Raw genomic sequence first — 20687 nt, forward strand, 5'->3', positions numbered from 1 at the left:
TCGTCCTCGGGGCTCTTCTCGTATCAGGGGTGGTGCGGTGTCACTACTCGGCGAGTACGGCCTCGGCGTCGAGGGTCACACCGACCGCCTGGATCACCGAAGCGACCTTGACGGCTTCCTGAATGGTCTCACGGTCCATGCCGGCCTTGCGCAGCACCTGCTCGTGGGAGTCCAGGCACTGGCCGCAGCCGTTGATCGCGGAGACGGCGAGCGACCACAGCTCGAAGTCGACCTTCTCCACACCCGGGTTGCCGATGACGTTCATCCGCAGGCCCGCGCGGAGCGTGCCGTACTCCGGGTCCGACAGCAGGTGCCGGGTCCGGTAGAAGACGTTGTTCATCGCCATGATGGCGGCCGCCGACTTCGCCGCGGTGTACGCCTCGGCGGAGAGGTTGGCCTTCGCCTCGGGCTCCAGCTCCCGCAGCACCTTCGGCGAACGCGAGGCGATCGCACAGGCCAGCACGGTGCCCCACAGCTGCTGCTGCGGGAGGTCGCTGTTGCCGATGACCGAGCCGAGGTTCAGCTTCAGGTCCTTGGCGAAGTCGGGTATGGCGGACTTCAGTTCGTCGAGAGCCATATCGGTGTCAGCTCACTCGCCCGAGAGGAGCGCGACCGGGTCGAGGGTGTTCTCGCCCTTGGTCCAGTTGCACGGGCACAGCTCGTCGGTCTGCAGGGCGTCGAGGACCCGCAGGACCTCCTTGGGGTTACGGCCCACGGAACCGGCGGTCACCATCGTGAACTGGATCTCGTTGTTCTGGTCGACGATGAAGACGGCGCGCTGGGCGAAGCCGTCCTCGCCCTCGATGCCGAGGTCACGCATGAGCTCGTGCTTCGAGTCGGCCAGCATCGGGAAGGGCAGGTCGGTCAGGTCCGGGTGGTCCTTGCGCCAGGCGTGGTGCACGAACTCGGAGTCACCGGAGAAGCCGAGGACCTGGGCGTCGCGGTCGGCGAACTCCTCGTTCAGCTTGCCGAAGGCGGCGATCTCGGTGGGGCACACGAAGGTGAAGTCCTTCGGCCACGCGAAGACGATCTTCCACTTGCCCTCGTAGGTCTTGTGGTTGATCTGCTCGAACTCCTTGCCGCTCTCCAGCGAAACACAAGCGGTCAGGTCGAACTCGGGGAACTTGTCACCGACAGTGAGCACGCGCTCTCCTTGCAACGTCTGGAACTCCCTTTTTGGGGGCGTTCCTGAGGGTTGGACGAGCTCCACCTTGGCACAGAGTGCATTGATCACGGAAATAGCTACACTCGGTCGAGATGATCGGAGGTGCCTATCAGTGGGCCAGGGTAATCAGGGCATACGCCCCAAGCAGCACACCAGGCAGCACACCAGGCAGCACACCAGGCAGCACACCAAGCAGCCGAGCCTGTCACAGCTGCGCGCCTTCACGGCCGTGGCGGAACATCTGCACTTCCGGGACGCGGCTGCGGCAATCGGGATGAGTCAGCCGGCACTCTCCGGAGCGGTGTCCACCCTGGAGGAGACACTGGGTGTCCAGCTCATCGAGCGTACGACGCGCAAGGTGCTGCTCTCCCCCGCGGGGGAGCGGCTCGCGGTGCGGGCCGGGGCGGTGCTGGAGGCCGTCGCCGCGCTGATGGAGGAGGCGGAGGCGGTCCGGGCCCCGTTCACCGGAGTCCTCCGGCTCGGCGTCATTCCGACCGTCGCCCCCTATCTGCTGCCCACCGTGCTCCGGCTGGTCCATGAGCGGTACGTCGACCTCGACCTCCAGGTCCACGAGGAGCAGACCTCCTCGCTGCTGGAGGGCCTCGCCGCGGGCCGGCTCGACCTGCTGCTGCTCGCGGTGCCGCTCGGGGTGCCGGGCGTCACCGAGATCCCGCTCTTCGACGAGGACTTCGTGCTGGTCATGGAGCAGGAGCACTGGCTCGGCGGCCGCTCGGACATCCCCCGCGACGCGCTGCGCGAACTGCCGCTGCTGCTTCTGGACGAGGGGCACTGCCTGCGCGACCAGGCCCTGGACATCTGCCGCGAGGCGGGCCGCACCGAGGGCGCCCCGGTGACCACGACCGCCGCCGGGCTCTCCACCCTGGTCCAGCTGGTCGCCGGCGGGCTCGGGGTGACCCTGCTGCCGCGGACCGCGGTGACGGTGGAGACCGGCCGCAACGAGGCGCTGGCCACCGGGTACTTCGCGGACCCGGCGCCCGCCCGGCGCGTGGCGCTGGCGATGCGGGCCGGGTCGGCGCGGGGCGGCGAGTTCGAGGAGCTCGCCGCCGCCCTGCGCGAGGCGATGAAGCCCCTGCCGGTGCGGCTGGTGGAGAAGTCCGACGACGCTCCCCGGGGCTGACCGGCGCCCCGGGGCCGGCTGCCCTTCCCGGGGCTGACGGCGCCCGGGGGTGCCTGTGCTCCCCGGGGCTTCAGAGCGAGATCTCGGCCACCGTCCGCCAGATCTCGGCCGCCAGGTCGGGCATATTGGTCGTCTCCACCTGGGTGACCAGCTTCCTGAGCCGGCCGCTCGCTTCCTGGTCGCCCGCCTTCAGGTCGAGCGCACCGCGCAGGACCTTCAGCCGCACCTGGTCACGGTAGGTGAGCGACTGGGCGCTCTCCTCGACCCTGGCCACGAGTTCCGTGGCGCTCGCAGCGTTCCCCTGGTGGTAGGCGAGCTTGGCCTTGAGGAAGAGGAGTTCGTGCCAGTGCCGCAGCGGGCCGGTGACCTTCAGCAGCGGTTCGACGCTGTCGAGGAAGGACTCCGCCTCGGCGAGCCGGGGCGGCATGGCCTGCATGGACAGGGATGCCGCGGCCAGCCGCAGCCTGATCCAGAGCACCAGGTCGTCCCGGCCGCCGAGGGCCCCCAGGGCCCTCAGGATGAAGGCGAAGGCGCGGGTGTGGTTGCCCTGTCGGGTGCTGACCGTGGCCGCGGTCCAGAACACCTCGGCCGCAAGCGCCCCGTCGGTGTCGCCCAGTGACTCGCTCAGCTCGTCAACGAGCTGAGCGGCCTCCGCGAGGTCGCCCAGCTCCGCCTCCGCCGAAACCAGGACGAGCTTGCTACGAACCAGGTCGGAGGTGGAGATCCGGACGCCGTGCGCCTGGCTGATGGCCAGCACCTGGCGCACGGCCGTACGGGCCGCCTCCGCGTCGCCGAGATTGCGGGCGCAGCGCGCCAGCCGGAGTTGGGCCCGGACCTGGAGGGTGGGCCGGTCCATGTCGTCGCTCAGCTCGCGCAGGTGGATCAGCGTGGCGCGCTGGCGGGGGAAGTCGCCGAGCGCCTCGTAGCACCTGGCGAGCTGGGCGAGCGCCTGCCAGCGCATGGCGGGGTCGGCGTCCTCGGCGGAGCTGAGGGCCTCGACGAGAATGCCCGCCGCTTCCTCGTCGACCTCCCGTTCCGAGAGCGCGGCGACAGAGGCGACCGCGTCGGTCAGGTTCTCCCAGGGCTGTCTCTCGAAGCTTTCGGCCGGAACGTCGAGGCGGGCGGCCAGATAGGCGACCGAGCGCTCTGTCGGCCGGCGGCTGCCGGACTCCAGGCGCGACAGATAGGTGGCGGACATGCCGGGTCCCGTCAGTTGGACCTGGGACTTGCCGCGCTCCTGCCTCAACTGGCGCAGGCGTTTACCGAATGCTGGCTGTTCGAGCAACTTCCACCTCTGCGTGGAAAACGTGATGCCTTGCCCCCCGACAGGACAACTTCAAGCCGACCGTGAGGCGGGCTTGGATACTGACTTCCGATAGTTCCATGCTGTGGACAGCTTGGCAAATTTTGACCCAATGTTGGCAACCAGTCAGGTGGCCGGTCGTCCGGCCACCCGACTGCTGGTACCTACGGCCAGTCGATGTTGCCGATCGGCTGCCCCTCGGCCTGCGTGCTCACGCTCGTGGCGACGAGGCGCTCGGGCGCGGCTCCCAGCGAGAAACTGGCGGACAGGGCGAGGGTGGCCAGCCCCCCGGCGGCGATCTTGACAAGCTTGTCGATCTTCACGATCCGGCTCCTTGCTGTCCATGAATCAGTCCCGCGCCATCGACCGCTGCGTCCGGCCGAAAGGAGTGGCGGAGCCCCGGTCGCGCGGGTCGATTCGAACACTAGATGGCCGGTGGGTATATGGGCAAAGGGTTTGGCAATAAATTGACACGAGATAGCAAGTGTCCGCTCCGTCATGCGGATTCGGGCGGTTGCGGGTAGAGGCGCCGCTCGTACTCGGGACCGTAGCGGTGTTCCAGCTCGTCCTGCGGGGTGTCGGTCCGCTCCGTGGCGTGGGCGATCAGGGCCCGCGAGGGCACGGCGTCCGGCGCCCAGCTGGAGGGGTCCCAGAGCCGGGCGCGCAGGAAGGACTTCCCGCAGTGGAAGTAGACCTCCTCCACCTCCACGAGCAGGGCGAGCCGGGGCCTGCTGTTCCGGACCGTCATGAGGTCGAAGAACGGCGCGTCCCGGAGCAGCCTCGCCCGGCCGTTGATCCGCAGTGTGTCCGGTCTGCCGGGCACGACGAACGCGAGGTCCACCCGTGGGTTGTCGAGTACGTTGCGCCAGCTGTCGACCCGGCGGTTGCCCGGCCGGTCCGGGATCGCCAGGGTCGTCTCGTCCATGACATGGGCGAACCCCGGCGGATCGCCCCTGGGCGAGACGTCGCACGTGCCGTCGGCCGCCGCCGTCGCGAGCAGGCAGAAGGGAGAGCGGGCCAGCCACTGGCGGTCCACGTCCCGGAGCGTCGCCGACGCCTTGTCGAACACCCGGCGCGAGGCCGGTCCGACCACCTCGTGCAGTTCCTCCGGGGAGGTGATCTCGGAGTAACTCACCGACCCGTCCCGGCCGCCGCGCCCTCCCCGGTGACGACGACCGTCGAGGCGCATACCTCGTCACAGGTGGCCAGGGCCGCGTCGGCGTCGGTGCCGACCGCTATCACCTGGCCGATCCGGTCCCAGCTGGATCTGAGCGCGGCCACCTCGTCCCCGGCGGACACCTGGAGAGCCAGCTCCACGACCCCCTCCAGGGCGCGGGCCTCGTCGACGCCCTCGATCCGTGACACCACCCCGGGCTCGGCGGTCAGGAAACGGGTCGCGGCGGCCCGCGCCAGTGGGGGCCGCCCGGCCGGGGCCGGCAGTCCGGGGCACGGCCAGGCGACCGTGTACGCCTCCATGTCGAAGCCGTACGCCTCCTCCACCAGGTCTCTGATCCGGTCGCCGCCAGGCCGGTTGTGGGACTCGATCACCCGGGGCCCGTCCGGGGAGAGCCGCAGCTCGGTGTGGGTGGGGCCGTGCGTCACCCCCACGGCGTCCAGGAACTCCACGGCGGCCGCCTCGAGGGCGCGTTCGGCGTCCGCGTCGATCCGGGCCGGGATCACATGGCCCGCCTCCACGAAGTTGGCGTCGGTCAGCTTCTCCGTGACGGCGACGACCACGTGCCGGCCCTCGAAGGTGAACGCCTCGACGCTGAACTCGGGCCCATCGACATAGGCCTCGGCGATGAAGCGGTCCAGCGGGAAGTACTGGACGAACTGGTGCTCGGAGGAACGCAGTTCGCGGATAAGGTCCCAGGCCGCGCCGACTTCCCCGGGCCCGCGCACCAACTGGACGCCGAGGCTCGCGATGCCGTCGACAGGTTTCACGATGAACGGGTAGCCGTGCGCGGCGCCGAACGCCTCCAGTGCCGCCCGGTCGGTCACCTCGGCCGCCGGCACGGTGGGAGCCCCGACGCGGGCGAGGTGCTCGCGCATGCTCAGCTTGTCCCGGAGCCGACGTGCGACCTTGTGGGAGACGCCGCCGAGACCCAGCAGGTCGTTGATCCGCCCGGCGACCTCCACGCCCGCCTCACCCGTGGTGGCCACCCGGGTGAAGCCGTAGACCTTGTGGGCGGCCGCCACGACCGGCTCGACCACGGACCAGTCCGCGAAGTCGACGAGGAAGGCCGCGTCGACCAGCTTCGCGTGCTCGGGGGTGAACTGCCCCGGCTGCTGGAGGTACACGACACCGAGGCCCTGCTCCACGGCCTTGCGTACGTTTTCGATCCGGCCGCCGATGATCAAGACTCGTTCTGCTGACATAGGTCTTCCTTGTTCTGTGCGTGCTGGGGTCAGAGGGGGTACGAGGGCCGGGCCCGGGTGCGGGTCAGGCCGGGGCGCGGGTGATCTCCACACGGGCGGTCGTCCGCAACCGCTCGGCCAGGGAGACGAGTTCCGTCGCCCCCGGGCAGGCGAGCACCGCGTAGGCCAGCCGGTCCCCGGAGTTCTCGGCGGGACGCACGGCCGTGCCGGGTGCCAGCCGGGCCGCATGGTGGACCACGTCCTTCTGGGCGGCCCAGTCCGACAGGTCCAGCGCGGCGAGGACACCGGCCCGATCGGTGCCCAGGAACAGGCTGCCCGCGGAGCGCGCGGGTTCCCGGCCGGCCGGCGGCAGCCGCGGCGGCTCGCCCAGGGCCATCCGCAGGCAGGCCTCGTACACGTCGAAGTCGTGCGCCAGGGAGATGATCTCCAGGATGTGGTCGCCCGGGGTGCGCACCGCGACCTCCATGATCACGAGGTCGTCGTCGGCGCGGGCCCTGAACTCCAGATGCGCGATCCCGGTACCGAGGCGCAGGGCGGCCACCACACCGCGGCACAGCTCGTCCGCGGCCTTCCGCAGTACCGGGTGACGGGCGCCGTGGCCGGCCTCGTGGAACAGCTCCACGAAGAACGGGGTTCCGGTGGTCTCCTTGCGGGTCAGGTTGGTGAACAGCACCTGCCCGTCCCGGACCAGCGCCTCGACGCTGTACTCCGGCCCCTCGACGTAGCCCTCGACCAGCAGGGGGCCCTCGTCGTCGCGGCGGCGCACGGCGTCCCGCCACTGCTCGGGGGTGTCGACCCGCTCGACCCCCATACTGCCCTGCATGGACACGGGCTTGACGACCACGGGCAGTCTCTCCAGGGCCCACTCGGCCGCGTCCGACAGCCGTACCGTGTGCCGGTGCGCGGGTTGCGGCAGGCCCGCGCGGTCAAACTCGCCGCGCTGCATCGCCTTGTTGCGGGAGACCGTGGCGGCGTCGAGGCCCGGCCCCGGCACACCGAGCCGGTGCTGGAGGATCGCCGCGGCGAGCACGTGCGGCTCGGCGAACCCCAGCACCGCGTCCGGAGCCAGCCGGTGGGCCAGTGTCATCGCCGGGGGCAGCCACGACTCGTCCCGGGCCGCGACACCCTCCACCGGCTCGAAGTCGACGACGCACGGGAACCGGGGGGCCAGTTCGGCGTGCCGGGCGACGGTCTCCACCAGGCCCACCCGCAGGTCCATCCGCTGGGCCGCGCGGAGATAGCCCTCTGCCATGACGCCGCCGCCTACCAGCACCATGGACCGTTGCGTACCACTCAGCGACATCTCGACTCCTGATGTGTCGGTTGTGACTCTCTCACCATGTGCCGCAGCTCCTCCGCGGTCACCTCCCGGGTCGCTGCCGCGCACAGCAGCCGCTCCAGCGCGGCCATCCAGTGCTCGGCCCAGCGGGGGGTGTGCACCCGGGTGTCCACCTGGAGCACCAGCCGGATACCGGACTCGCTCACGTCGGCGCTCAGATAGCGGGTGGACCGCCAGACCAGATCGCTGGGAACCCAGCGGGTGACACCGGCCGCGGCGGACTGCTCCAGCTCCGCCGCGACGACGTCGCGGCGCAGCAGGGCGCTCGCCCGGGGCCGGTAGTTGAACGTGGGCGTGATGTCCAGGCGGACTCCCCGCTCCTGTTCGGCGGCACGGTGCAGCGCGGCCAGCCGGTCCGGTGGGTACGAGCCGGAGCGCAGTGCTCCCAGAGTGGCCGCGGCGGTGGCACCGACCAGCTCGGAAAAGGCCGAGCCCGCCACCGGCACGCAGAACGGCACGGGCTGGGAACAGGGCACCACGGCGTTGACGGTCTCGGGGCGCGACCGGTTGGCGGCGAGCAGCCGGAGGTACCCCGTGGGGCTGTCCGCGAGGTGGGCGTCGACCGCGACCATGGCAGCCGCGAGCACGGTGGCGACGCTCTCCCCCGTGCGCAGCGACACGGCGCCGGCCGCCAGGTCCAGCGCGGGCGAGGTACGGGACAGGAACCGGTACCGGTCGGCGAGGAGGGAACGGTCCGGGACGTCCTGGGCGGGGAGCGCCGCCGGCATGGCACGGAGGACGTCGGCCGCTCGGCGCAGGGCACGCTCCGTCGTGCGACGGGCCGGCTCGGCAGCTTCGGCGGCGGCCTGTTCGCGAGGACTGAGGCCCGCGTCCCGGCTCCGGGCGGGCGGCCACTCGGGATGGCGTACGGCGACGGCGGAGACGAGGTGGTCGGTGACCGGCAGCAGAGCGAACGCGTCCACGGCGACATGGCTGAACACCAGTGCCAGGAAACGCGGCGAGCCCGTACGGCCGATCAGTGCCGCGCGCACCGGCCACTCCTCGCAGACCTCGAACGGCGTCCCGGCCAGCCCGTCCAGCACGGCGGCGGCCACCACCGAGGTCTCCCCGTCGTCGGCCGCGTCGTGGACGGCGAGGCGCAGGGTGCCCTCGGCGTGGACGCGCTGGGCGGGCCCGGCCGTCGCGTCGGCCGGGCCGCGGTCGACCGTGCTGCGCAGGCCCTCGAAACGGTTCAGCAGGTCCCGCAGGGCCGCCACGACGTCCTGTTCGCCCACGCCGGGCCGCAGTTCGTAGAGCCTCCTGATGGCGAGCCCGCGCCCCGATGGCCGGGCGGCGTCCGTCTCGGCCAGGTAGTACCGCTGGCTCCAGGTGAGTGGCGCCCGGTGTGCCTCGCCCGCCGCGAAGCACACCGGGCGGTAATCGGGGGTGGTCGGCACGACGGCTAGCCCCCGACCGCGGACTCGTCCACCGGCGACCAGGTGAAGGTCAGCCTCCCGCCCGCCGCCACGGCGCGGCCGAGCGCCTCGTCGCGGTCGGCTCCCTCGGCGATGATCCAGGCGGCGCGGTCCCGGTTCGACCCGTTGGCCCGGTAGACCATGCCCGGTTGCACGCCGGGACGCATGTGCACCTCGTGCACGCCCTCCACGGCCTGCGCGTCGGCGACGCCGTCGATGGCGTCCAGGCGGCCGAGCGGCGCGGACATCAGGAAGTGGACGATCGCGGTGCGGTCGCAGACGACGTTCAGGTCGGGGGTGGCGCCCAGCAGGGCGGTCATGTGGAGGCGGCACATGTCGACGCCGCTCGCGATCCGTACCGCTTCGGGGATCCGGTCACCGGCGATCCGCCCGTTGACCTCGATGATCCGGGCGTCCTTGCCGTCGGCAGTCAGCTTGAGCTCGACGTGGGCGGGGCCCCAGGTCAGCCCGATCGCCTTGACGGCCTGCTCGGCCTTCTCGACGAGCAGCCGTTCCCGGTCACCCGTGACCGCCGCCGGGAAGATGTGGCCCATCTCCAGAAACAGCGGGGGCGGGCTGCAGATCTTCTCGGTGAGGCCGAGGACCTTGCCGTGCATGACCTCCGCGGAGTACTCGGCGCCGGGGACGTACTCCTCGACGACCACCCGGGGGGTGACCCGCTGGCCGAGGTAGTCGCCGATCCCCATGATCTCCCGGGTGATCACGCCGACCTCCTTGGCCGTCTCGCACCGGCGGACCCACAGACTGCCGGTGAGGTCCAGCGGCTTGACCACCACGGGGAACCCGATGGAGGACGCGGCGGACGCGGCCTCCTCCGCCGACGAGCAGACCTCGAAGCCCGGGTTGAGGCCCGGCGTCGCGGCCATCGCGGCACGCATGGAGGCCTTGGAGCGGCAGGCGGCGACGGCCGCCGGATCGGGGCCGGGCAGCCCCAGCCGTGCGGCCACCTGGGCGCCCATGTCGCAGTAGTACTCGTACACCGAGGCGACTCCGACGAGTTCGCCGTCCGCGGCGATCTCCCGGCAGGCGTCGGTGACGGCGGCGACGTCGTGGGTGTCGCAGGCGCGGACCTCCACGCCCAGCTCGGCGTAGTCGCGGATCAGTGAGGGCGCCATGGCTGCGGGCCGGGCCGCCACCACGACGGGTGTCACGCCCTGCTCCAGCAGGAAACGGGCGCAGTCCTGGCCCGCGCCGGTCAGGGGGGACTCGACGAAGACCACGTAACGGGGAGTCTTCCGGTCGGACATGGGTGCTCCTTGATCAGGTTCTTCGGGGCCGGTCGGATTCGGGGGCTCGTCAGGAGGAGGGGGCCGGGTCCGGAACCGCCCGTGGCTCCTCGGCGGGCAGGTCGCGCATCCGCACCAGGCGGGACAGGAGCAGCCACAGGACGCCGGCGGTCATGCCGACGCCCGCGACGAGCAGCCCGCCGCGCAGGCCGATCCACTCGCCGAGGGCGCCGCCGGTGAGCGAGCCCAGCGCGAGGATGCCCCAGACGATGAAGCGGACGCTGGCGTTCATCCGGCCCAGCATGTCCGGCGGGCACAGGGCCTGCCGGATGCTGACCTGACCGACGTTGTAGACGACGATGCCGAAGCTGACGGTGAACCAGGGCACGGCGAACAGCGCGATCCCCCACCCGCCGTGGGTGAGCGGAATGAGCAGGGTGGTCGGTACGGTCACCAGGTACGCCAGCCACATGACGCGGACCTGCCCGAACCGGCGGGCGAGGCGGCCGGCCGCCGCCGCGCCGAGGATGCCGCCGAGTCCGCTGACCGCCATCAGGACGCCGACGACGGTGCCGGAGAGCTTCAGCTCCTCGACCAGCAGGAGCATCATCAGCGGCAGCATGACCGCGTAGAAGAAGTTGTACGTCGCGGCCGAGCCGGTGATGGCCCGGAACACCGGCTGCCGCAGCACGAAGCGCAGACCGCTGCTGATCTCGGCCGCCATCCGGGGCCGTTCCCCGCGGGGCGGCCGCTCCTCGACGGTGCGTATCCGGGTCACCAGCAGCGCCGACAGCACGTGGCCGACCGTCTGGGAGGCCACGGCGAGCGTGGCGCCCAGGAGCTGCACGAGCGAGCCGCCGAGGGTCGGGCCGGCGAGCCGGGCCACCGCGTTGGTGCTCTCCAGCTTGGCGTTGCCCTCGACGAGGCGGGCGCGGCCCACCACGGCCGGGATGTACGACTGGTAGGCGATCTCGTAGAAGGCGGTGGCGAAGCCGATCGCCAGGGTCGCCGCCATCAGCACGGTGAAGTCCACGCGGTCCAGGGCGAACCCGATGACCAGGAACAACAGGAAGAGCGCGCGCAGCGCGTCGCAGGCGATGAGGATCGGCCGTCGGCGCATCCGGTCGACCAGCGTGCCCGCCGGCAGGCCGATGAGGAGGAAGGCGATCGTCTGCGCGGCCTGGAGCAGCCCCATCTGGAGCGGGGTGGCGGCCAGCATCGTCGCGGCCAGGAGGGGCAGTGAGACCCGGCTCATGTTGGCGCCGAACGTACTGGCCGTCTGGGCCGCCCAGAAGAATCGGAAGTCCCGCTGCTTGATCAAGGACATGGTGCGGCTACCGCCCGACCGTGAGCCCGGTCGCCCAGACACCGGGGCTCGCGACGAAGGAGGTGTGACCTCGGTTGAGCCGCTGCCGTCCGTCGTGACCGTCGATCCGGGTGAGCAGGTCGAACACATTGCCGGCGAGGGTGATGTTGCCGGCGTTGTGCTGGACGCCGTCCGGGGTGACGAGGACCGCGTTGGCGCCGATGGAGAAGTCGCCGGTGATGACGTTCGAGGTATGGGCGCCGTTGGCCTGGACCACCTTCAACAGAGTCCTGCCGTCGAGCGGGGCGTCCCCCAGCGCGGCGGCGGGGCGCAGGGCCAGGAAGCCCGGCTGCACGGTGGGCATCTCGCCGGAGGACCCGCGGCGGCCCGAGCCGGTGCTCACCGTCCCCGCTTCGGCGGCGGTGCGGCGGGAGCTGAGGAAGCCGCGCAGCACGCCGTCCTTCAGCAGGGTGGTGGGCGCGCACACGGTGCCCTCGTCGTCCCACGGCACGGGCAGGGGGCTGTCCGCGGCCATCGGATCGTCCACGAGGGACAGGCCCGCGCTTCCGATCCGCTCGCCGGTGCGGCCGGCCAGCGGCGAACGGCCCTCCAGGACGGAGTCCAGCTGGAAGGCGGGAACGGCGAGCATGAACAGCTTCGCCATCACCCGCCCGTCGAGGAGGACGTCGTCGTGGGTCAGGCGCGGCACGGGCTCGGCGGCCAGCACCCGGGCGAGGGCCGTCAGGTCGTCCAGCTCGGTGGCCTCGACGTCCTTGAGGACGGCGTCCACCGACCGCCCGAACATCTGGTGCGCGATGAACCCGACGCGCCGGCCCTTGGCGGTGATCCGGGCCTGCAACTGGAAGGTGCCCGTCGTGTGCCGCAACGGCTCGCAGCCGGCCCGGTGCAGGAGCACCCCGGACCGGTCGGCTCTGGCGCGCAGTTCGACGTCCACGTCGGAGGCGCCCGCGGTGAGTCCGGCGAGGCGCTGGGCCACCGCCTCGTCGAGCCGCGGGTCCGCGAGCGTCCGCGGCTGCTCGGCCTGCCCGGTGCGGCGGGCGGGCACGGGCGTCCCGGGACCCAGGGCCCGGCCGACCGCGAGGGCGGTGTCGACGAGCGAGGCGTCGGCTCCGCCAGGGACGTGCACGGCGTATCCCTCGCACCCGTCCTGCCAGACGGTCAGGGCGGTGGCCGTGGCGGCGGTGGAGACCCGGCGTTCCACCGCGCCGCCCCGGCAGACCAGCTCGTCGGTCTCGTGGGCGTTCTCCCAGACCTCGGAGTCGGCGCCCCGGTCGGCGGCGGTCACGTTCAGGAAGTCGGAGGCCTCGCTCATCGCCCGGTACCGCCGACCAGGAGCGACCGCACACGCAGGGTCGGACCCACCACGCCCACCGGGACCCACTGGCCGAACTTGCCGCACTTGGCGGCCCCGACGACGGGGTCGTCGGCTATCGCGTCGATGTCCCTGAGCACCTGGGTCCCCGTTCCTGTGATGGTGGTCTCCTCGATGGGATCGGTGATCCTGCCGTTCTCGATCAGGAAGCCGTTGGTCACACGGAAGGTGAACTCGCCCGTGGACTCGATGACTTCGCCACCGCCGACGTGCTGGGCGAAGATCCCGAACTCGGTGCCGGCGACGATGTCCTCGACGCCGGATGTGCCGGCCGCGAGGCAGGTGTTCGTCATCCGGGGCTGCGGAGGGTGCAGCACGGTGGTGCACCGGCCGTTGCCGCTGGGCGGCAGGCCGAGCCGCGCCGCCGACTCCTGGTCCGTCAGATAGCCCTTGAGGACGCCGTTCTCGATGAGCGTCGTCGGGGTCCCGGCCGTGCCCTCGTCGTCGTGGCCGAACGAGCCGACCGCCCCGGGGACGGTGGGATCGTCCGTGATGGTGACCAGCGGGGAGGCGATCGTCTCGCCGAGCCGCCCGGCGTAGACGGAACCGCGCAGCACCTCGTCGCCCTCCAGCGGATGGCAGCACGCCTCGTGGAGCAGCACCATGCCGCGCCCGCCGGCCACCACGACCGGGAGGTGGCCCATCGGAGCCGGCCGGGCGTCGAGTCCGATCACCGCGCGCCGTGCGACCTCGGCGCCGGCGCCCGCGGCGTCGATGCCGTCCAGGGAGCCGCTGATGCCCGGGGTGTAGAAGCCTGTGGACATCCGGCCGCCCCTGCGGGCGATGACCCGGACGGTGAGATAGCTGAGCAGCCGGTGCTCCTCGCGTATCCGGTCGTCCTGGGCGAGGACCATGTCCTGTTCGCTCAGCTCGAAGTCGATGACGACCTGCGCCACCGCCGGGTCGAAGTCCCGGGCCGACTTCTCCAGTTCGCCGAGCACGGACAGGACGGAGGAAATCTCCATCCACTCCGGCCCGGAGCCGCCCCCGGCGGCCGTGCCCCGGCGGGCGCCCGCCGGGGCACGGCCGCCCTCCCCGTCGAGGACGGCGGCGTACGGATCGAGCCCCGACACCGAGCGGTGCCGGAAGCCGTCGCGGAGTACGTACCTGGCGGAGGTGCCCTCGCCCCGCTGGACGCTGATGTCGCTGACCCGGCCCTCCGCGAAGCGCCCGCTGGTGCGGTGCCAGGACTGGACGGCGCCCGAGGTGCCCGTGCAGTCCGGCGGGCGGTGCCGGCGTATCTCACTGACCAGATCGCCTGCCACTGCCCGGAGCGGCTCGGTAGCGTACATGAGGTCTCTCCAAGGTTGTCGCTGATCGGATGAGGGCTGGGACCTCAGGGCTGGAGCCGCTGGTGCGCCCAGCCGGAGGTCTCCGCACCGCGGTCGTAGCGCAGCCGCCGGTGCAGCCGGTCGGGGCTGCCGTACCAGAACTCGATGTGCTGCGGAACGAGCCGGTAACCGGTCCACTCGTCGGGGCGGGGCACCGGGCCCCCACCGGCGGCGAGCGCCTTCGCACCGGCCTTGAGCGCGGCCTCGTCATCAAGAGGCCGGCTCTGCCGCGAGATCGCCGTGGTGGCCTGCGCGGCGAGCGGCCGCCGGGCGAACAGCTCGTCGGACTCCGGGCCGGTGAGGACCTCCACCGGCCCCTGCACCGTGAGCTGCTGGAGCGTCTCCCGCCAGTAGAAGGTGAGCGACCCCCACGGCGTCCCGGCCAGCTCCTGGCCCTTGCGGCTGCCCTTGAAGCTGGTGAACTGGAGCCCCCGGTCGTCGATCTCCTTGACCAGCAGCACCCGGCTCGACGCCCTGCCCGACCGGTCGGCGGTGGCCAGCACCGCCGCGTACGGCTCGCGGACCTCACGGGCCACTGCGGAGTCCAGCCAGGCGCGCATCAGCGGGTAGGGGTCCTGCGGCGGGGTGTCGAACTCGGGCAGCACCAGGGTGGTGTCACCGCTCAGACTCTGTGTCCGTGCCGCCATACCTGTCGTCTCCTTCGGTCGTGCGGGGTGTTCCGGGCCGCGGGCGCGGCGTTTCCGGTGCGCCGGTCAGGGCCAGGGGCCCAGGTCCGGCAGCGAATCGGAGGACCCGTAGGCCTTGGGCCGCTGGGCGGCGGACCGCCCGGCGAGCCAGGCCGCCAGGGTGTTCTGGGTGCCGTGGACCGTGGTCGGGGCGCCCGAGCCGTGCTCCCAGCGCCGCGTCGTGTCGGCGGAGAGCAGCACCGTGGTGCGCGTCTGCGGCAGCCGGGGCAGCAGATAGCCGACGAGGTGAGCGCCGAGTGCGTCGCCCCACTCCTCGGGCCGGTAGCCGGTGCCCAGATCGGAGTAGTGGACGTGCGCCTCCCGCCACCAGCACAGCTGGGTGGCCAGCAGGTCCGCGCCGCGGTAGGAGCAGGGCAGGCTCCAGTCGTCGGGCCCCAGCTCGGCCCACGCCTCCTCCAACTGCGTGAGCCCGTCCTCCAGCGATTCCCGCAGTTGAGCCGCCGGACGCCCGGCGCCCCGTTCGATGCCCGCGTCACGGCCGGGGCGGCCGCCGTCGTACACCTCGACGGTGCGGCCCTCGACGGCGTAGCGCGCCTGCCGGGCGAAGGCGCGGGACAGGTCGCCGAGGTGGGTGAGGAGGTGTCCCCTGCTCCAGCCCGGCAGTTCGGTCGCCCCGCGCGCCGCCGCGTCGTCCAGCGCCGCCGCGTCCTCGCGCAGGCGGGCGTGGATCGCCGCGATCCCGTCGAGCCGTTCGGCGTTGTCGCCGTGTGTGTTCGTCATCCCTCAGACCCCAGTGGTGATGCGCTCGCCGACCGTGTCGGCGGCGCTGCCGTCCTGCCCCCAGAACTCCCTTATCCAGCACAGGATGTCCTGCATGACGTGGTGGTTCTGGTTCGGGCGCAACGCGCCCAGCTGGAAGAACATCACGCCCTCGCTGGGCGGGCCGAGCAGGGTGAGCCGTCGGTCCACCTCGCCGTCCGCCCGTACCGGGTGGAAGTCCTCCGTGAGGTCCAGGCCGCCGGGGGCGAAGTCCGGCTCGCCCGCGCCCGGGTTGCACCACTTGCGCACGAGCCCGTGCCGCAGCAGGTTCGGATAGATCGGCAGGATGTCGTTCTCGGCGTCGAACGGGTGCACGCGCGAGTCGACGAGGATGTCGACCGGCAGTTCGGCGCCGGTGACACCACCGCGCACCACGAAGCGTCCGCTGCTCGCGTCCGGTTCGACCTCGGCCCCGGGTCCGGCTGAGACATCGACCAGGCCGTGCTGGATCAGGGCCCGGATCTTCTCCATGACCTCCAGCGCGGCACCGTTGCAGAGCCGGTTGTGGTGGCGCATGAAGACGTCCAGGAAGTCGCGGTGCGACGCCGCGTGCAGCCCGCCGAAGTCGACCGCCGCCGCCAGGACGTCACGCAGGTCGCGCCAGACACCGTCCGCCGCCGCCTTGGCCGGATTGGACAGGTTGTCCTGGGCGGCCCAGCGGTGGTCGAGGTCGAGGAAGTCCAGCATCGCCGCACGGTACTCCGCGGGCGTGCTGAACGATTCGCGGTCGATCGGCCGGATCGAGCGCTCCCAGGAGAACCGCTGGGCCCCGACGCTCCTCGGGTGGCGCCAGGGGGACTCCGTGGCCGCGACACCGGCCGCGAACAGGGCCGGGTCGTCGATCCGCGCGGCGAGGCCGGCCGCCTGCTCGGGCCCGAACACCACGTCCAGGAAACGGTGCAGCGCCGCCTCGGCGTCCCACTCCCGATCCTTCGCCGCGGCCAGTCCCGACGTGCCCGCAAGGACCGCGTCGAGGGTCTGCGCCGCCTCGTCGACCAGAGCCTCCAGCGGAGCCAGGAGCCGTCGTACGGAGTCCTCGGACGGTGCGCCGCGCCCGCCGTCGGCGAGGAACGCCGCGTACTCGGGCCGGGCGGCCGCCTCCAGACGGCGACCGAAGCCGGCGCCGAGCAGGGTGGTGTAGTAGAGGTGGGCCATCTCCAGCACGATGACGGGGAAGACGTGGTCGCGGAAGTCGAGCTGCCGCTGTTCGGCGCCGCCGATGGTCACGGGCCGGCCCGCCGACCGGCGCAGCCGGTGCACCGCGTCCTCGACCAGGAAGACGCCCCGGTGCTCCAGGCGCTCGGGGTCGCGTTCCTTGGCGTTGTAGGGCCGGGCGAAGGTGAACAACCCGGCGCGGCTGAACAGGACGATGGAGTCGGGCTCCCGGCCGGAGGCCCGGTACGACAGGGTGCCGTCGGGCCGCTCCTCGAAGACTCCGCCCCGGCCCTCGGTCAGGTGGAGGATGACGTCGATGCCGGTGAGGCCCATTCCGACGCACCCGACGGTGCTGCCGGGGCCGGCCTGTCCGGGCCCGAAAGCCTTCTCCAGCGGGTAGGCGGACGGTACGAAGGCCGCCCGGCGCTCCTCGGCGAACCGCGCCCACTCGGCCTGACGCGGGTAGCGGGCCGGGTTGTTGGACGAGTGTCCGGTCAGCATCAGAACATGGTCGGCGTCGAGCACGTGCTCGCCGGAACCGCCGATGACGGCCAGCGAGCCGTCCGGCAGATCCTGGAGGTCGGTCACCTCGCTGTGATGCAAATGAACCTCCACGCCCGGCACTTGCCGCAGTATCCTGACATACCGCTGGAACTGGTCGGCGAGCGCCAGGCCGTGGACGTAACGCTTCGGCCAGTCCTCGGCGGCCAGGTCGAAGACCGGGTCCCCGGTCTCCTCGAACCTGGCGCGGCACCAGTCGAGCAGGGTGGGCCGGTCCTCCCGTGGCAGCAGCGGTCCCGCGCCGACGACGCTCTCGTCCGCCGCGAACGCCACCTGGCCGACGATGCGGTTGAGGAAGCTGGTGACCGGCTGCTCCGAGCTGTGGACCTGCCCGGCGCCGAACTGCCCCGCGCGGTCGAAGATGTGGATGTCGAGCGACAGGGCCGTCGTAGCCGCCTGCGCCGTCGCGGCGAGCCGGTCCAGCACGTAGGTGCAGCTGGGGCCCGCGCCGACGATGGCGAGTCGGTTGGAACGCATGCGGTGGGTCTCCTTGGTCAGAGGGGTGGGAGCGTGCCGTCGCGGCCCGGTCACAAGCCCTGGTCGGCGTACTTGGCGAGCACGCGGTCGAACGCGGCGAGGAAGCCAGTGATGTCGTCGCCGTCCAGCTGGCCCATGTTGGCCACGCGGAAGACGCCCTCCAGCTGCTCCTGCGTGGAGTAGACGACGTACCCCTCCGCCTTGAGTCCGGTGTGCAGTTCGTCGTACGTCATGCCCTCGGGCACGTACACGTTCGTCACGGAGTTGGCGCGCTGCTCGGCCGGCAGCAGGAAGCGGACGCCGCGCTCGGCCAGGCCCGTCCGGATCTGCTCGGCGAGCGCGGTGTAGCGGGCGGCGCGTCCCCGGACGCCCTCGGTGAGGGACCGGTCCAGGGCCTCCTCCAGCGCGGTCATGACCTGGAGAGCGGGGGTGAACAGGGGCGCGTTCTTGCGGTCCTGGGAGATGAAGTGCCCGTACAGGTCCAGGTAGAAGGTGCGGGCGGGCACGCCGTCGAGTCCCTCGAAGCGGTGGCGCGGTGCGGTGACGAAGCTGACGCCGGGAAGTCCTTCGACGCACTTGTTGGCGGTGCCCACACACCAGTCGATGTGGTCGGCCCGCAGGTCCAGGCGCTCGGAGCCGAGGCTGCTGATGGCGTCCACGGCGAGCTGCCGGCCGTGCTTGGCTACGACGGCGCCGATCTCCCGGAGCGGGTTGAGCATGCCGGTGCTGGTCTCGTGGTGGACGAGGCCCACGTGGGTGATGCCGGGGTCCTCGGCGAGGGCGCGGTCGACGGCGTCCACGTCGATCGGGTTGCACCAGCCGAACTCCATGCGGCGGTGCGGGATGCCGTGCACGTCGACGATGCGCCAGAGCCGCTCGCCGTAGTTGCCGTTGTCGAGGATCAGGATGCGGCCGTCCGCCGGGACGATGGAGGAGAACGCGGCCTCCAGCGCGGCGGTGCCCGAGCCGGCGAGGAGCACCGAGGTGTCGGTGCTGTCGCCGCCGCTGAGGCGGGTGGCCTTCTCACGGACCCGGGTCATCAGTGCGGCGGCCTCCGGCTCGCGGTGGCACTGGTCGGGCGAGGTCATGGCGGCGCGCACGTCCTCGTGGACGTTGACGGGGCCGGGGTTGAGCAGTACCAGACGGCTGGTGGTGGGCGTGGCGGACATGCGGGAACCTCCTCAGGAGCGGGCTGACGTGATGCCGGGGTCGGACGGGGGCGGGGCGGTGCGGGGGTGCGGGAGGGACGCGGGGCGGGTGCGGGAGATCAGTGTGTGCGGCACGTCCGCCGGCCATCGGTCCATCGGTGCGAGCAGGTGGTGCAACGAGGCCGAGGCGCGGTCGCCGCGGGTGATCACGCACTCGGCTCCGCGCCGGGCGTGCGCGGCCAGGGCGTCGACCTTGCCGCGCATCGCGTCGCTGGTGTCCCAGGGAGCGGTCTCCCACACCAGGGCGTGCGCGGACGCCGTGTCGTCGGGGCTTACCCAGGGCAGAACGGGCCCGTCGGGACCGGTTCCGGTCAGGATGCCCGGCACATCGGTGAGGGTGACGATCCGTACGGGGCCGAGCGACCCGTCGACGAGCATGCCGGGCACATGGTCGCTGCCGTAGATCCGCAGACTGCCGTCGGCGGTCAGGATGCAGTCGCCGGAGAGCACCGGCAGCACGCCCTCGGCCAGCAGCCTGCGCACCACGGTCAGGTCGGCCACCGCCCCGGACCGCTGGTCCGTGCACATGGCCGCTACCTGGAGCGGCAGAGCACGGATGCCCGCCTCCCGGAAGGCCGCGGTCCAAGCCCATTTGACGGCGAACGTGGCCCGGGTCAGGTCGAGGGCGGCGAAGCCGTCGGCGGCGTCGAGGTCACGGACCGCGCCGTGGCCCAGGGCGCCGCCGCCGGCCACGAACACCGTACGGCCCGGGAAGGTCCGTACGAGGTCGGCGACGAGCGCCGCGTAGGCGTGTATCGCTGCCGTGTCCAGGTGGTCGTCGGTGCGCTTGTCGGAGACGAGGCTCCCGCCGACCTTGACGACGAGAGTCCGCGGCCCCCCGGCCCGCGCCGGCGGCGGGGCCGCCGCGGCCGCGCTCACCGCTCCTCCGCGAGCGCCCCGGTCACGGTGGTGACGACCTGGCCGACGACATCGTCGAGGGGTTCCTCCGCGTCGAGGGTGAGCCAGCCGAACCGGGCGGCCCAGTCGTCGAGCACGGCCAGGATCCGGTTCTGGTGCGTCAGGAAGTTCTCCTGGGAGCACGCGGGGTCCATGCCGCACTCGTAGGGCACGACGTCCCGTCCGACCTTGCGTTCCCAGGCGTGCTTCGGGTCGAGCCGCAGGTACAGCACCCGCCCGGAGACGGGCAGCGCGGAGACGACGCCCTCCGCCCAGGTGCGGTCCAGGCCGTAGACGATCTCGGCGGCTGCGTGCTTCATCCAGTAGCCGTCGAGCAGGGTGACGGTGCCGGGCCGGATCGCGTCGGGGGTTCGGGCCAGCAGGGCGTGGGAGATGGACCACATGAGGAACAGGAAGCGGGTCGGGTTCGGCATCTCCGCGACGCAGAGCCGGGTGTCGGGCACGTCGGGCTTCATGAAGCGGGTCGCCGGGTACGCCGGGTTGTCGACGATGTCCCAGCGGTCCACCCGCTCGATCGGCGTCCCGGCCGCCGCCAGCCGCTCGGTGGCCAGCCGCGAGACGGTCGACTTGCCGGCTCCGTCCGAGCCCACGAGGGAGACGATCACGCGACACCCTCCCGGCTCGTCTCCGGCCGCAGCAGGCCGGAGACGACCGACCACAGGACGCCCGGGGTGGTGAACGACTGCTGGCTGAGCCGCTCGTCGGGGATCTCGATGCCGTAGGTCTCCTCCAGGGAGACGACGAGTTCGACGATGGCGATGGAGTCGAGTCCGTGGCTCAGCAGGTCGTCGTCCGGCCTCAGTCCGCCGTCGCGGCCCAGCTCGACGTGGCGCATCACCAGCGCCTCGAAACGGCTGTCCCAGGGTGTGTTCATGAATGGTCCCGA

The 20687-nt window shown here is 72.0% G+C and carries 20 protein-coding genes; 1 reads left to right on the forward strand and 19 read right to left on the reverse strand.

What is annotated here, in order from left to right:
* Positions 1-43 precede the first annotated feature (43 nt).
* Both IG90_RS0108590 and IG90_RS0108595 read right to left on the reverse strand, forming a co-directional pair.
* Complete coding sequence (locus IG90_RS0108590; RefSeq protein ID WP_030579991.1) at positions 44-577, reverse strand: alkyl hydroperoxide reductase; 534 nt, start codon at positions 575-577, stop codon at positions 44-46.
* A gap of 12 nt (positions 578-589) precedes the next feature.
* Positions 590-1144: a peroxiredoxin gene (locus tag IG90_RS0108595; protein ID WP_007452441.1), complete on the reverse strand. Its 555-nt coding sequence runs from the start codon at positions 1142-1144 to the stop codon at positions 590-592.
* A 133-nt stretch (positions 1145-1277) separates the two neighbouring features.
* Between IG90_RS0108595 and IG90_RS0108600 the strand changes: the two genes are divergently transcribed.
* Positions 1278-2303, forward strand: a complete 1026-nt coding sequence (locus tag IG90_RS0108600) for a hydrogen peroxide-inducible genes activator (RefSeq protein ID WP_078585262.1) — start codon at positions 1278-1280, stop codon at positions 2301-2303.
* Between the two features lie 70 nt (positions 2304-2373).
* Here the strand turns inward: IG90_RS0108600 and IG90_RS44725 are convergent, their stop codons facing one another.
* From IG90_RS44725 to IG90_RS0108685, 17 genes are all read right to left on the reverse strand, one after another.
* A complete protein-coding gene (locus IG90_RS44725) occupies positions 2374-3588 on the reverse strand; it encodes a helix-turn-helix domain-containing protein (RefSeq protein WP_033893907.1) in 1215 nt (404 codons plus the stop codon).
* A 182-nt stretch (positions 3589-3770) separates the two neighbouring features.
* Entirely contained in the window at positions 3771-3929 is a 159-nt protein-coding gene (locus IG90_RS44260; RefSeq protein ID WP_157846309.1) for a hypothetical protein, read from the reverse strand.
* 173 nt (positions 3930-4102) lie between these two features.
* Positions 4103-4741, reverse strand: a complete 639-nt coding sequence (locus IG90_RS0108615; RefSeq protein ID WP_030580000.1) for an MSMEG_1061 family FMN-dependent PPOX-type flavoprotein — start codon at positions 4739-4741, stop codon at positions 4103-4105.
* Positions 4738-5985, reverse strand: a complete 1248-nt coding sequence (locus tag IG90_RS0108620) for an ATP-grasp domain-containing protein (RefSeq protein WP_033893908.1) — start codon at positions 5983-5985, stop codon at positions 4738-4740. Before IG90_RS0108620 ends, IG90_RS0108615 begins: the two co-directional genes overlap by 4 nt.
* A gap of 64 nt (positions 5986-6049) precedes the next feature.
* Entirely contained in the window at positions 6050-7261 is a 1212-nt protein-coding gene (locus tag IG90_RS0108625) for an ATP-grasp domain-containing protein (protein ID WP_051860082.1), read from the reverse strand.
* 17 nt (positions 7262-7278) lie between these two features.
* A complete protein-coding gene (locus IG90_RS43375; protein WP_030580010.1) occupies positions 7279-8721 on the reverse strand; it encodes a condensation domain-containing protein in 1443 nt (480 codons plus the stop codon).
* Between the two features lie 5 nt (positions 8722-8726).
* Positions 8727-10007 (reverse strand): ATP-grasp domain-containing protein, encoded by a 1281-nt coding sequence (locus IG90_RS0108635; protein WP_051860081.1) that lies wholly within the window; start codon positions 10005-10007, stop codon positions 8727-8729.
* A gap of 49 nt (positions 10008-10056) precedes the next feature.
* Positions 10057-11313, reverse strand: coding sequence for an MFS transporter (locus tag IG90_RS0108640; RefSeq protein WP_030580016.1), 1257 nt, complete (start codon positions 11311-11313; stop codon positions 10057-10059).
* A gap of 7 nt (positions 11314-11320) precedes the next feature.
* Positions 11321-12625, reverse strand: coding sequence for a metallopeptidase TldD-related protein (locus IG90_RS40675; protein WP_030580019.1), 1305 nt, complete (start codon positions 12623-12625; stop codon positions 11321-11323).
* Entirely contained in the window at positions 12622-13977 is a 1356-nt protein-coding gene (locus tag IG90_RS0108650; protein WP_051860080.1) for a TldD/PmbA family protein, read from the reverse strand. The genes IG90_RS40675 and IG90_RS0108650 overlap by 4 nt, the downstream gene beginning before the upstream one ends.
* 44 nt (positions 13978-14021) lie before the next feature.
* The gene (gene phzG / locus IG90_RS0108655; protein WP_030580025.1) at positions 14022-14663 is read right to left on the reverse strand and encodes a phenazine biosynthesis FMN-dependent oxidase PhzG; all 642 of its coding nucleotides are present in this window, start codon (positions 14661-14663) and stop codon (positions 14022-14024) included.
* Positions 14664-14729: 66 nt separating this feature from the next.
* The gene (locus IG90_RS0108660) at positions 14730-15443 is read right to left on the reverse strand and encodes a maleylpyruvate isomerase family mycothiol-dependent enzyme (protein ID WP_030580028.1); all 714 of its coding nucleotides are present in this window, start codon (positions 15441-15443) and stop codon (positions 14730-14732) included.
* Between the two features lie 3 nt (positions 15444-15446).
* On the reverse strand, positions 15447-17675 hold the full coding sequence (locus IG90_RS0108665) for an FAD/NAD(P)-binding protein (RefSeq protein WP_051860079.1): 2229 nt from the start codon (positions 17673-17675) through the stop codon (positions 15447-15449).
* Between the two features lie 50 nt (positions 17676-17725).
* A complete protein-coding gene (locus tag IG90_RS0108670) occupies positions 17726-18844 on the reverse strand; it encodes a pyridoxal-phosphate-dependent aminotransferase family protein (protein WP_030580032.1) in 1119 nt (372 codons plus the stop codon).
* 12 nt (positions 18845-18856) lie between these two features.
* Positions 18857-19762, reverse strand: a complete 906-nt coding sequence (locus IG90_RS0108675; protein WP_030580034.1) for an amino acid kinase family protein — start codon at positions 19760-19762, stop codon at positions 18857-18859.
* Entirely contained in the window at positions 19759-20406 is a 648-nt protein-coding gene (locus tag IG90_RS0108680) for a nucleoside/nucleotide kinase family protein (protein WP_051860078.1), read from the reverse strand. Before IG90_RS0108680 ends, IG90_RS0108675 begins: the two co-directional genes overlap by 4 nt.
* Entirely contained in the window at positions 20403-20675 is a 273-nt protein-coding gene (locus tag IG90_RS0108685) for a phosphopantetheine-binding protein (protein WP_030580038.1), read from the reverse strand. Before IG90_RS0108685 ends, IG90_RS0108680 begins: the two co-directional genes overlap by 4 nt.
* Positions 20676-20687 lie beyond the last annotated feature (12 nt).

This window comes from Streptomyces anulatus (assembly GCF_000721175.1).
In the GTDB taxonomy this organism is placed as follows: Bacteria; Actinomycetota; Actinomycetes; order Streptomycetales; family Streptomycetaceae; genus Streptomyces; species Streptomyces anulatus_C.